Origin of the sequence: Paenibacillus foliorum (assembly GCF_013141765.1) — a bacterium.
Taxonomy (GTDB): Bacteria; Bacillota; Bacilli; order Paenibacillales; family NBRC-103111; genus Paenibacillus_S; species Paenibacillus_S foliorum.
Map to the genome: position 1 here is coordinate 17,652 of NZ_WHOD01000070.1, position 13,233 is coordinate 30,884.

At 46.1% G+C, this 13,233-nt stretch carries 13 protein-coding genes; all 13 read right to left on the bottom strand.

What is annotated here, in order from left to right; genetic code table 11:
• Positions 1–73: 73 nt before the first annotated feature.
• The gene (locus GC093_RS36655) at positions 74–508 is read right to left on the bottom strand and encodes a DUF350 domain-containing protein (protein ID WP_171653412.1); all 435 of its coding nucleotides are present in this window, start codon (positions 506–508) and stop codon (positions 74–76) included.
• A gap of 33 nt (positions 509–541) precedes the next feature.
• Positions 542–1,789 (bottom strand): glutathionylspermidine synthase family protein, encoded by a 1,248-nt coding sequence (locus GC093_RS18675; RefSeq protein ID WP_171653755.1) that lies wholly within the window; start codon positions 1,787–1,789, stop codon positions 542–544.
• Between the two features lie 101 nt (positions 1,790–1,890).
• On the bottom strand, positions 1,891–2,193 hold the full coding sequence (locus GC093_RS18680) for a hypothetical protein (protein WP_171653413.1): 303 nt from the start codon (positions 2,191–2,193) through the stop codon (positions 1,891–1,893).
• A 106-nt stretch (positions 2,194–2,299) separates the two neighbouring features.
• The gene (locus GC093_RS18685; RefSeq protein WP_171653414.1) at positions 2,300–2,764 is read right to left on the bottom strand and encodes a hypothetical protein; all 465 of its coding nucleotides are present in this window, start codon (positions 2,762–2,764) and stop codon (positions 2,300–2,302) included.
• 158 nt (positions 2,765–2,922) lie between these two features.
• Positions 2,923–3,180, bottom strand: a complete 258-nt coding sequence (locus GC093_RS18690; RefSeq protein WP_171653415.1) for a DUF2164 domain-containing protein — start codon at positions 3,178–3,180, stop codon at positions 2,923–2,925.
• An 83-nt stretch (positions 3,181–3,263) separates the two neighbouring features.
• Positions 3,264–4,607, bottom strand: coding sequence for a right-handed parallel beta-helix repeat-containing protein (locus GC093_RS18695; RefSeq protein ID WP_171653416.1), 1,344 nt, complete (start codon positions 4,605–4,607; stop codon positions 3,264–3,266).
• 157 nt (positions 4,608–4,764) lie between these two features.
• Entirely contained in the window at positions 4,765–6,534 is a 1,770-nt protein-coding gene (locus GC093_RS18700) for a hypothetical protein (RefSeq protein WP_171653417.1), read from the bottom strand.
• A 29-nt stretch (positions 6,535–6,563) separates the two neighbouring features.
• Positions 6,564–7,799 (bottom strand): efflux RND transporter periplasmic adaptor subunit, encoded by a 1,236-nt coding sequence (locus tag GC093_RS18705; RefSeq protein ID WP_171653418.1) that lies wholly within the window; start codon positions 7,797–7,799, stop codon positions 6,564–6,566.
• Positions 7,800–7,869: 70 nt separating this feature from the next.
• Positions 7,870–9,465, bottom strand: coding sequence for a DHA2 family efflux MFS transporter permease subunit (locus GC093_RS18710; RefSeq protein ID WP_171653419.1), 1,596 nt, complete (start codon positions 9,463–9,465; stop codon positions 7,870–7,872).
• A 43-nt stretch (positions 9,466–9,508) separates the two neighbouring features.
• Positions 9,509–10,162, bottom strand: coding sequence for a biotin/lipoyl-containing protein (locus tag GC093_RS18715; RefSeq protein WP_171653420.1), 654 nt, complete (start codon positions 10,160–10,162; stop codon positions 9,509–9,511).
• Between the two features lie 26 nt (positions 10,163–10,188).
• Entirely contained in the window at positions 10,189–10,620 is a 432-nt protein-coding gene (locus GC093_RS18720) for a MarR family winged helix-turn-helix transcriptional regulator (RefSeq protein ID WP_171653421.1), read from the bottom strand.
• Positions 10,621–10,781: 161 nt separating this feature from the next.
• Positions 10,782–11,069 carry a stage VI sporulation protein F gene (locus tag GC093_RS18725; protein WP_171653422.1) on the bottom strand — a complete coding sequence of 96 codons (288 nt, stop codon included), beginning with the start codon at positions 11,067–11,069 and terminating at the stop codon, positions 10,782–10,784.
• Positions 11,070–11,177: 108 nt separating this feature from the next.
• A complete protein-coding gene (gene recG / locus GC093_RS18730; protein WP_171653423.1) occupies positions 11,178–13,232 on the bottom strand; it encodes an ATP-dependent DNA helicase RecG in 2,055 nt (684 codons plus the stop codon).
• Between the last annotated feature and the right edge of the window lies 1 nt (position 13,233).

The following is a 13,233-nucleotide window of genomic DNA, read 5'->3' on the forward strand; positions in this document are numbered from 1 at the left end:
CCTCCTTTCAAGAAAAGAAAGCAGTCTCTTTGTAGGAGACCGCCTTCTATCTTGCTAGCTTCATTTGTATGTATCAATAGCTGATTAAAGATGCCATAAGCACACCGGTAACAAGACTAAGAATGAATGAAAACTGACCTACCGCTATGTTCCCCTTTGGGATTTCAGCCAATACCCGAAATGGAGTCAGCAGCTCAAATAAATAAAAAACAATAATTTGAAATGCTATGCCCAGAAGCCCCCATACAATCAAATCTAGCAGTCCGACAGAATGGTATACCGCTGAGGCTAATACTAATCCTTGCCCTAATATTTTGCCGCCCAGATCATAGGCTGCCGCACGAGCAGCTCCAACTTTAACCGGATCTGTTACCTCACTGCCCTCTTTGATCAATTTAAATTCGCTGTATGGCGTTGTGAAGACGAAAAAAAACATACCCACACCTAACAACGGCACGGTCACTCCTAGATAGATTAAAAAATTAACAATCGAATCCCATTGCGTCACTTTAATTCCCCCTTAAACTTCAATAGGTAACTATTAAGCAAAACCTACAGGCAAATAATAGGATAAATTATTTGTGATAGGCCCACCAACCCTCGGAATAACGGCTGAAGCCCTACCTCCAATGACAAAACAGCCCCAAAGCAAGCTCCCTCGCGTGCTGCCTTTCAAAGTCTCTACGTCAATGATTGGGAGCTCGGTAAATTGCTGATAAACCATTGGCTGCTGACTATATTCATCGGCAGCATTCTGTTCAAGCGTTGATCCATCAGCATCATAAATGGACACCCCGCTCCCTTCCCGCCCGAAAATCGGCTTAACAACATAGGAAGAAGCTTCCGCTCCGGCCCCATTAAACCTATTTTCCAAATAAGTCGGAAGCATATAGCTCTCAATTATTTGATGCTCCTCTGAGGAAAAAAATTGCCCTTCCTCATGCAGACTCCAGATCAAGGCTTGCAATGCTTTGGTCTGCGCCAGAAATCCTGAAGGAGGATTTACAACAGCGAGCTTCCCATCTGCAATTAGCCGCAGAACATGTTCACCTGTCGGATAACCGTCTTCATCATGTTCCTCTGCAAGCTTCTCGATCGCGTGCAATCGGTACAGCACCTCAATGGGCTGAAGCTGCTCCATTTCGTCCATTAACCACAGCCGGTCATTGAACACCCGCAGCTGTGATAAGGGGGCAAACCGCGCTGGGAGTCCAGAGCGCTCCAGCAGATAACGAGTCGTGCCCGCATCCTCGTCATGCCAATCCAATGCGCTGAAGCAGATATGCTCCGTTGGATAACCTGCTTCTTGATATGCGTTGATGGCCTTATCGAATGCAGCCTTCAGCATTCTGTCACACCCAGCATTTGGGTCCTCCGCTCCGTAAGCTGCGCATACATGGCTGTTCACATGAAACGCTTCTACAATACCTGTTGGCGTATCACTGTTAAATTCAAGCATCTTGATCTCCTGTCCGTTTACTGCAAAATCAAAACGGCCAATTAACGTAGGCATCAAAGGCTCGATGCTCAGCCTGACTGCGCTGAACGAGGCTTGTGGCAATCCTAGCTGCTCCAAGAGCGCATCATCAGCCTGCTGTACGATTTGTACAGTACGAGCGTATATCCGCGCCAGCTCTTCCGCAGCTTGAAGTATGCGGCTGTGCAGCTCCTTATCGATTCGATAAAGATCTGCCAGAGCATACTCGTCTCCATACATACAGTCCCAAGTAAAGATTCCATCCTTCCGCAGCGGAGTGTAGATGGCCTCTCGCCGATCTGCATAAGCCATAGCTGCGGTGGCTGGTATACGATGATAGTCCATTAGCGGCGCTCTCCCTCCAACCTTTTCTTCTTCATCGGCTGGGGCTCGAATGGCCAAGTTCCGGTCTTCTAGCTGGAACTAGAACCCCCGCTGCTCCCAATGCCTCCATGAGCTGATGAGCCTTTGGAGATACCTGATGATCCATCTGATGGTGTTGAGCTTGTAGAAGAAGCTGCACCACCTGATGTCCCACTAGAACCATAATAACGGGAAGACGAGCTGCCGCTCCCATTATCACAATACCCGTCATTATTTTGATCCACGCAATTCGAATTAGCCGGTGTGTTGGAACACCCAGGTGCAGCAACAAGCGCAGCGGCCACAAACAGAGTGACGATATGATGTGTTTTTCCGACCTTTTTTTGCTCCAAAGCGGTTTCCTCCTAAGAGTTTTGCTTTAGCAAAACTGACCTCGTAAGCATGTGCTGAGTTTTGCTTTAGCAAAACTGACTTCGTAAGCATGTGCATGATAAGCTCCTATAAAGCTGGATCAGACTCTGATTTCACTGCATAAAATACGAATGTTTCACGATCTTCATCGATTTCCGTTGATGTACGGTACCATTCCTGCCCATCTACATATAGAAAGTTGGCTTCCAGATGCAGCATCGCAGCGAGGTTATCCTGGAAGTTGTAAGTATGCACCAACCGATAATTAGCACCTAATTCACGGTATTCGCGAAGTTCCATCCGTAATCCAGATGTTCGTCCTGAATCCGGCTTTTTCCACGACATAACCCGCTCATCATCAGCCCGCTTAACATAGATGACATAGCAAGCTTCCTCAACAGCATTGGATGTTTTCTCGTAAACTTCGCTTTCCTTTACTAAATAATCACAGGCAAACCGCAGCGCAATCTCTTCCCGCTCCACGCTGTCGTAATAGTACAGCAGCGGGAAGCCGCTGTCTTCTCCATACAAACGATACTCCAATCGCGGCATATGCATGCTCCTTTCTCGTCTACGTCGATCCCTCCGACAATAGCAAGCAGTAAGTTATACGTGCAAAAGGAACAAAAGATGCGTATGCCATCTTTCCTAATTTCCTGATTCTAGAGTACTGCGCGTATAAGCAATAGTTCTAATTCCTATGATGTTTGTCATTTTCGTGGAAATTGATGCGGCTTTTCTAGAGCATACATATCTTCCTCTACCATCGCTACCCGTTCACGTACATACTGACGACAGTCGTCAACCGCTTGGTTATAGAATATAGGCCCCGCATGCTTCGCAAAAAAATCCAGCAGCTGATCAGCCGCTAAATGTCCCAATTCTTCACCCCGTTCCACCAGAAAATATTGCTGCAGCATGCTGATGATCTGCTCCTTTTGTTCCTTAGGTAATTTTAGAAGATTCATAATAAAATCAGCTCCTTAGATCCAAGTTAAAAACCGTCCTAATTCCTTTAGGACGGTCATCCATTCCAAACAAACATGTCATATTAAAACCCGATAGTCACCGTTTCTGTTCCTGAATCAGACAATCCAGCTTCATTGTCAAACCCTGCATTGCCAAAAACCGAGTTCCCCTGACAGCGCGCTGAACCGATTCTAACAGCTGCTTTAGAGCATTGAAATAGACTATTGCCTGTGATGATATTTTGTTTGGCTGCGGAAGCAGTCCCTTCTCCAATAGTATCTATCATGATCCCTGTTTCCACTCGGCGTACCACATTGCTTTTTACCGTATTCGAGTCCCCGTTGAGCACAGAAATCCCTCGAACCGAAACGTTAACTGTATTACCAGTGATTGTGTTTCCATAAGGACGGTCATCACCGGCATTGTCCGCAGCATCCAATTGAATTCCAGCTGATGAAGCTCGGGAAATCATATTATTAACAATCGTGTTGTTGCTGCAGTAATCCTTCAACCGTATTCCATAGGTGCAACTGCTCTCTTGATCGCCAAGATTTGCGGCTGAGATCATGTTACCTTGGATCAAGTGATCCGAGCATGCCTTTAGTTTCGAAGAAAGTAAAATCGCTGCACCCTTACAGCCTTCGATAATATTATCTGCAATTAGTGAGTATCTGCTTCCAGCGTTTAAAACAATGGCATTTTTGTATACAGTTTTGAAGTGATTAGCTTGAATCCTATTATTGTTGCCGCCTTCAACAATAACTCCATATCCCTCATATGGACTTTCAGTTCCTACAATAGAAGAAAATAAGCAATCCGTTACGCTGACCTGCTCGGTACGTATCAATTGCACCCCGCATGTAATCATCTTGAATACACAACGATTGATCTGGAAGCTCTCAGATTCAAGGACATAGATTCCACATTCGACTAAGGGGTTTAATGAGGCAGTACCGACTCCGGTACCTTCGAAGGTTATACCCTGCACAGAGCATTGCGTTATACTTGCTAAGCTTTTGATCATTTGAACATTGGATTCTGAAGCCCTAATTATGGTCGCTCCAGCACCTGCACCCAGAAGATGCACCTTCGAACGCATAAACAAGCTGGACTTGATAACGTAATCTCCTGGCGGCAAATAGACAGTCCCGCCTCCTCTAGCGGACGAGGCAGCATTAATTGCAGCTTGAATAGAGGATGTATCATCTTGTCCGTAACGGCCGCTTCCCTGAGCTCCGTAATCCTTTACATTATAAAATAGACTCGTATCTATAGCTGGAACGGTAGAAGCAGCGCGTGCTTCCCCAGGAAATCCTGCCCCTGCAGCAAGCAGTACACCAGCTGCTCCTAAGGAAGCTAACATTTGTCTGCGAGTCATCGGTTTCCCTGTTTCTTGCTCTTTATCGTTTGGTTCTATTGGCAGCACATTCAAACCTCCCTATATTCATTAATCTGGTAAATAGCCTATTCATATTTTTTAATAGATAGATTTAGTATAAATGGAAATCCAGTCAGCATCAAATGAAAAAAATAAAGCCCTCACCAGAGGACCTCATTTTTCCAATCATCTATATCCGGTTCTTTTATTGTTTTAACACCTTGAGCAAACGTCTTGCGGGTCCTGAGGGTGTATCAATCATCTCATACATCTTAAGTGTAAGTGGGTATTCCAGCTGCTCGGATAATAGGGTATTTAAATAGTAGATTTGACTGCCGTTAATAATCCGGTTCTCCCCCGTCAAATCTACGGTTTTGGAAGCAATCTTTTTCCCATCTGTATTTACCAATTCAAAAGCAAGCTTAGAAAGTGCGGATGTTGTAACAACATTATCCGTCGAATGCACATCCAAATCCAGCTTCAGCTTATAGGTATAGCTCAGAGAGAATGTAGCTGCATTATTTAATACATAATTGCTGACAGACCAGCCTTTCAGGTCAATATCATAAGGATACAACGTTATTTGATTAATAGGAACCTCAAGCTCCCTTTCAACCTGAAGGCCAGCATGAGCTATCACCGTCTTGTAAGGAGCGGCTGTTTGATCATCGTAAACGCGTAATGTAAATTCATTATTTTGTTCAGATAGAGGCAATAAAAAGGTATAGGCTACTACCAGCCCCGCATTAGGTGAAACCTCAACCTTAGATGCTGGCTTTTTGCCGCTATAAGCATTCCCTGCGGTTGAAACCAGTTCTGTGCCAAAGTCAGGCACTGTCAATGGCTTGCTGCCGCTATTGGTCAATTTTAGCTTGACTACGGCAGTTTTGAAGCCTTGACCTTCATTTTCAAACATTTGGGCATGCATAACGGAAACAGCAAGTGCTGGATCAACTATGACATTCAAAGGATCAAACGCAAGTGGCTGCAGCAATGAGTACTTCGATGCAGCCTGCTCTGAAGGCTGTGGCTGCGCTCCTGCCGCAGCAGAGAGCCCTATTTGCAGCCTGCCCACGGAATAGGTAACTAGAGGCGGAAGCTCTGCATCTGCGCTGCGCGGAGCAGGCTGATAGCTTTCCGGGGTCATTATATTCAGGCCGGTGAGTACCGTATCCTGATCGGTAGGAATGGAGAAATACATATATTTCTGGGCGCCGGCATCCAAAGACTTCACACTTTTATCAGCTCGACTGCCCGCATAAATCTGCTTGTCGGATCTACCATGGATCGTAAAGTCAGGTATCTGTTCTGTACGATCGCTTGGATTCTGGACACGCAGTGTTAGCAGCTGCACTCGCTTCGTCCCATCGCGCTCTTCAGTCAAGCGGATAGGCGTATAAATAAGCGGTGAAGCTACGGATGGTATGGTGAAGGATTCATCCCATTTTTTTAAGAATTCAGGGTCGGTTAACGAATCGTCAACCCCCTTCCAACTTAGTCCCTTAACTGGTACGGACAGCAGTGTCGTTTCTACTTTCGGATATACATCTTTATTAATGTCAACCCAAGCTAGCTCATTCAAAGTAAAGTCTTGCTTACGATCCAACAGCACCATATAACTCAATTCCACCGTTGCACTGCTTTCCACGGCCTTGATATTTGTCGCACTAGGGTGAAGAGCGAAGGCTCTGTCATCATTCATAATCGCTCTCAGCTCGCCGTCAGGAACGCGGACAAGCGTATCGGAATGATTCGTTATTTTCACAACTGCAGCAATACGTGTTCCACTATACGTATGCTCGTTTAACAAGCTTTTTACCTCTAAATTAAGATCAGCTGTCAATGCAGCCGGTAGCGTTAATTGTTCAGCCGCTTCTGATGCCGCAGTTGGGGCAGCCAACACTGTTACATGCATTGAAAAACATAGCACTGTCGAAAGCAGCACAGCTAGCATTTGATTCTTTTTCCTATTCACAGCTGATCCTCCCCCTGATCCCGCTTTGATCATTTAATGATTTCCACCTTTTCCTTATCCTGCAACCCTTGCCCGACTGATATGACAATTGGTTCCCCTTCTTTCAAGCCGCTTACGACCTCACGATAGCCGTTCACAGCGCGGCCAAGTGTCACTTTACGCTTCTCCACCTGCTCACCTGCCAGCACAAAGGCGTACATCTCGTTACCATCCTGTGCAACAGCGGAGGTTGGTAAAGCCAAAGCGTCCTGCTTACCCCCGTCCCCCAGCAAGAGCTTCACACGTGTGCCTGGTTTCAGCTTGAAGCCATCATTCTTTGCGGTAAGCTCCATTACAAACGTTTTACTCTGCGGGCTCATAACATCTGCTAAATAGGTAACGGCTCCCTGAAATTTATCATTGCTTCCGGGGAGTGTAAAACTCACTTCCGACTTCCCTCTTGCCAGCTTTACTTGAGCTTCCGTAAGATCAGAGTGAATCTTAACAGGATCGAGCTGTTGAATAACTCCAGCAACGTAGCCCGACTGTACGGACATGCCCTGCTCCGGAAACAAATCCGTCAGGATGCCATTGATCGGCGCCTTCACTTCGAGATCGGAGATCGTTTTGTCGATATCCTCGACTCCTACCTCTGTGGTTTCCAATTGAATTTTCAATGTTGCTAGTGGATCTGTTGCCTCCAGATTAGCCAGCTGCTTCTGAGCTGTATCGAGATCCAAAATTGAAGTTTTCCATTGCGTTTCAGCTTTCTCCAATTGGTTTTTTGCAGCAATTCCTTGATCATAATCATTTCTTAAGTTATTATAAGCTTTTTCGAGATCCGCGATTTGCAATCCCAGTTTGCTGATAGTATTTTTTAATACCGCTTTATTGGTAGCCACATCCTCGCGTGTTTTAACCAATTGTGTTTGCAAACCTTCACGTGTCAGCTCTGTTTTTCGCTTCGAACGCTCCATGTCCGTCGCATCCAGCTTCAGGATGACCTCCCCCTGCCGAACAGCGTCACCCCGCTTTTTAAGCAGTTGCAGAACATCGCCTCCTACCTTAACTGTAACATTCACCTGAGAGGAGGAAACCACATCCGCATCCTGTTCAACCAACCCCTCCATGGCTTGCTTGGCCACAGGGACCACCTTAACCTGCCTGAGCTGCGCTTCCTTCGCAGACGTAACGGAACAACCCGCTGTTACAGCTGCGCATAAAAGAATCATAACCGCAGGTGTGACAGTGCTTTTCCATGCCCATGCCGAAAATCTATGCTTCATAGTTTACGTACCCCTTTGCCCAATAATAGTAAACCTTACTCGAGGACATTCAGAAATGGACAGCTGTTTGTTATTCACCCATCACATGCTCTTTCGATGAACCCCCAGGCCGTTTAACAGTTTTCAAAAACATCGATAACACTACAGAAACTAGCGCCAAACCAGCCGTCATATAAAACACATCGTCCATAGCTTGGACCGTAGCTTGTAATTGAATTTGCCCGTAGATATAGCTAATTGCACTGTTTTGGGCTTGCCCGAACGATTGTCCCATCGTCATATATTGATTTTGGATTTGACTGACATTGTTCTGGACTGAAGCCGAGAACATGTTCATCTGATCGGACATCGCGGCCGAATGAAAAATTCGCTGGTTGCTGAACATCAGCGCCAGCCATGCGATACCGAACGATGCACTCACCTGCCTGATGGCGTTTGAGAGTGCTGTGCCCTGCCCCATCTTGTGCATGGGAACGGTATTCATCCCAGCCGTTTGCACCGGCATCATAACAAGACCAACACCAACCGCGCGTATCATGAGCCATCCCATAATCGTTGAGAATGGGGTCGTCACATCCAATTGCCTTGTCAAATATAAGCCGTAAGCCGTAATAATCATGCCGACAACAGCCAGTGGCTTTGCGCCTATTTTATCAAATAGCGCTCCTGCGATTGGCATCATCAGACCGGACACTATCGCTTGAGGAAGCAGAAGCAGACCTGTCTGGATCGGAGATAATCCTGCAACATTTTCAAGAAATACAGGCAATAGGAACAGGCTCCCCATCAAGATAACCATGGCCGTACTGGAAATGATCAGCGTAAGCGTGAATGTGAAATTTTTCAGTAGAGACAAATCCAGCATCGGCCTCTCCACAATAAGCTCAATAATGACGAAAGCAATCAGGCAAACAGAAGCAATTGCAAGAAAAACAATGACTTCCGTATTGTTCCAGCCCTTATCTGCTACAATCCCTACGCCATACAGAAGTGTGGCAAGACCTGTACTAGAGGTTACAAACCCCCATAAATCAAACTTGCCATGGTTTTCAACTTTGTATTCCTTTAAAGCAGCTGCAGCCAGAAAAATATCTATGATACCAATTGGAACGTTGATGGAGAAAATTAAACGCCAATCCAAATACTCCACTATGTAACCACTCAGCGTCGGGCCGATAGCAGGAGCAAACATAACCGAAATACCGAACAGACCCATCGCCATTCCCCGCTTCTCAGGCGGAAACATACGGAATAGCATCACCATACTAACCGGCATTACCGCTCCCCCGCCGATGGCCTGGATAATTCGAAAAACAATCATCGAGTTATTGCTCCATGCAGCACTGCATAATGCAGAACCGATTGTAAACACGGTTACAGAGTAAAGAAACACTCTTTTATAACCGAAACGATCGCCCAAATAGCCGGTAATAGGTATCAATGCACCTACTACTAAGGAATAAGCAGTCAGGACCCATTGTATTTCCGTTTGGCTTACACTGAACACCGCCATCATCTTAGGTACAGCTACATTTACAATGCTAGTGTCGAGAATCGCCATAAAAACCGCAAGAATCATCGCTAGCATGGCTAATCCTTTTCCCCGTGCAGGAGGTTCTGCACCTACAGCCGCATCCGGCTTCGCTTCTCCCAGTTGATCCGTCATCTATCGTAACTCCTCTCCGAGGTTGAGCTTAGTAACGGCGAAGTTACCTCTCGATTTTGGTGACGGCGTTCAAGCCAGGAATTAGCCGCTTACCTTGATAATCTTCCAATGCAATCTTCACAGGCACACGCTGTACGACCTTCGTAAAGTTCCCGCTCGAGTTCGAAGAAGGCATTAGGGAAAAGGATGAATTCGTGCCAAGACCGATTTTGTCAACGCGCCCCTTAAACTCTGTACCCGGAAACGCATCGATGGTTAGAGTCACTTTATTACCAGCTTTCACATCGAGAAGCTCTGTTTCCTCTATATTCGCCGTAACATACAGCTTCCTTAAATCGGCACTCATCAGTAAAGCAGCACCTGCTGCAACCGTTTGATCCTTAACCGCATTCGTTTGAATGATGGTACCGTCATCAGGAGCGATGATGTCCTGAGTGTTCGCGGCAATGTTACCACGTGCGGGAGCCGTTTCTACGATACCTAGTACATCGCCTTTTTTGAAAGTGTCCCCTTCTTTATAGTTCCATTCAATCAGCTTGCCTGACGCCATTGAACCTATTGCTCGCAGCTCACCTTGCACCTTGGAATCTTCCGTACTGATGTATTTACTGATCTGCTGATAGTAAAAAAAACCTCCAATGCCGCCTCCAATAACAACTACAGCAAGAACACTCAATCCGATTAGTTTCTTTTTCATGTATCCAAGCGCACCATCCTTCTAAATCATTGTTTAAAATCTAAATCCGCCGTCATTTTCCGGAGTAAGCCAATAAATTGAACCTGCTCTTCAACCGTGAGCTTTTGTAGCAAGCTAATCAATATCTGATCCCTTGTCTCTTTCATTCGCATAATGGTTTCCATGGCAGGTTCCGTTAGCTCCACCCACACAACACGGCGGTCAATATCATCCCGGGTTCTATCGATGTGACCGGATGTCACCAGACGATTAATAGCGATTGTAGTAGCACTTGTGGAGAGGCCCAGCTCATCTGCTAGCTCACCTACAGTTGTTTTTTTCTTACACAGTAGTGTTATTAGCAGCAGCATCTGTTGGCGAGAGAAGCCGTGAGGCTCCGAGCATTGATCTTTGAACCTGGCTACTTTTCGTAATAATTCATCGATTTGAGCCAAACTTTCCCCAATAGTCATGGACATCCACCACATCCTTTTATAACAAAATAGTTTTAATATAAAATTACTTTAGGATAAATTTACCACCCGTTTTCTCAAACCGTCAATGCCCATTTTCAGCCAAAAACACGCAAAAAAAAGCAGACCCAATGGTCTGCCTAATTTTTTAACCGATTTTCTCGTGCTTATCGAAACATACCCCAAAGCTTAATCAAATGAAACGTGTTGTTCGGATCTATTTTTTGTGAAATCACAAAATTGATCATATGCTCAATCTGTTTGTCGCTCAACTTCTCTCCAAGCACCTTACCCAGCATACCGACAAATCTACGTACCTTAGCCCGATCCTGCAGATCGTATCTTGTCACACCATGCAGAATCATTTTGATACGTTCTTTTGTATCTGGATTTTTCATTTTCGCTTTAACGCGTTCCACGAATGCAGGCTCAAATCCGAACTTCTGATAGCTCATGCCACAAACACCCCCGAACAAGGAAATGAGAAGCTCACTCCTAATAAGTCTATGACGGGAGGCTCGGACATGTGTCTTATTCAACGGGACAAAACTTTATTAAGCCTATTAATCCAGCAATTCACTGTCAAATATATGTTCTCGCTGTAAAAATTCACGCTGCTTCAAGTAAGCGGCTGCTGTCCAAAAGTCAGGATGTCGAACAAGTGCTGCCGCCTCATCCCGCGCTTGCTCCATGACTTCAAAATCCGTAACCATATCAGCGAGCCGGAAATCAGGCAGTCCGCTTTGCTTGGTTCCGAAGAAATCACCCGGTCCCCGAAGCTCCAAATCGCGCCGCGCGATCTCAAAGCCATCGTTAGTGTCCGTCATCGCCTTCATGCGCTGCTTGCCGACCTCATTCTTCGGATCAGCGATGAGAACGCAGTAGGATTGATGTTCTCCGCGACCTACGCGGCCGCGAAGCTGATGAAGCTGGGACAAACCAAAGCGATGTGCATCATAAACAACCATCAACGTTGCATTCGGCACGTCCACACCAACCTCGATTACCGTGGTCGAAACAAGGACTTGAGTTTTATTATCGCTAAAGTCACGCATAACCTCGTCTTTCTCCGATGCATGCATCCTCCCATGAAGGAGCGCTACCTTGTACTCGGGAAAAGCAAACTGCAATTGAGCATGCACATCAATCGCATTCTGGACATCCAGCTTCTCTGATTCTTCAATCAGAGGGCAAATAATGTAAGCCTGCCGCCCTTCAGCAGCCTCGCGGCGTATAAAGCCCAGCACGCGTTCAAGCATATCATGAGTTACTGCATAGGTCTTGATTGGCTTACGCCCCTTCGGCAGCTCGCGCAGCGTAGATACGTCCATATCACCAAAGGCTGTTATCGCGAGGGTCCTCGGAATTGGCGTTGCAGTCATCGTCAGAACGTCCGGATTCATTCCTTTGCGACGTAAAACACTCCGTTGGTTAACACCAAAACGATGCTGCTCATCCGTTACAACAAGTCCTAACTTACGGAAGAATACATCCTCCTGAATTAAGGCATGCGTCCCAACGATCACATCGATCATCCCCATCTGCAACGAGGCCAACACATCGCGTCTTTGCCGATCTGTTAGGCTGCCGGTAAGCAACGCTACACTAATGCCATACGGCTCGAACAATCGCTCCAATGACCGTTTGTGCTGCTCAGCGAGTATTTCTGTCGGCACCATCAGTGCTCCTTGGCATCCCGCTTTTACAACAGCGAACAATGATGCTGCTGCTACGACTGTCTTTCCTGCTCCTACATCCCCTTGAAGCAAACGATTCATGCAGAATGACTGCTGTAAATCTTGTAAAATTTCCGCTAGCACCTGCTTTTGCGAGTCTGTCAGCTTAAACGGAAGCGCCCGGACAAATGACCTCACCTCCGGTAAATCAAGCTGATGGGCAACTCCGTCAGCCCGATCATGGTTCAATGCCCGGTAGGCCTGCATTTTTAATTGAAACAAGAATAGCTCCTCGAATACCATCCTTTTACGCGCATTCAGCCCTTCAGCTATAGATCCAGGTAAATGAAGCAGAGCCACAGCCTGCTTACGAGGCATCAGCTCATACCGATTCATCAGCTCCTGCGGCAGTACCTCAGGAATGAGGTTGCCATACTGCGTAATCGCTTGCTTGGTTGTTTGACGCATCCATTTTTGAGATATAGCTCCAGTAACTGAATAAACAGGCTGCAGCGTTCCGATCTGCTCAGTACCTTTTCCCGGAAATTGTGATTCTGATACGGTTAGATGCAGCCTTTTCTGATCCCATTTTCCAGTCAATATTATTTCAGTGCCTGCCTGCAGCTGGTCTTTGATATAATGCCGGTTAAACCAGACAGCCGTTATAAAAAGTGAGTTTACAATAAGCTTACAGGTCAGTCTGGATTTGATTCGACCGTACATCTGTACCTGCGGCATCCCGGCGATAGTTCCTTGTACCGTGATCTTATCGCCATCCTTTACCTCAGTCAGATCTCGAAGTGTGTAATCTTCATACCGAAAAGGATAATAATCAAGAAGCTCACCGACCGAAGAAATGCCAAGCGCCAACAGCTCCTCCGGCTTCTTACCCTTGACACCTTGTACCTCTTTAACTGGAATTTCGTATAAATTAACGGTCATA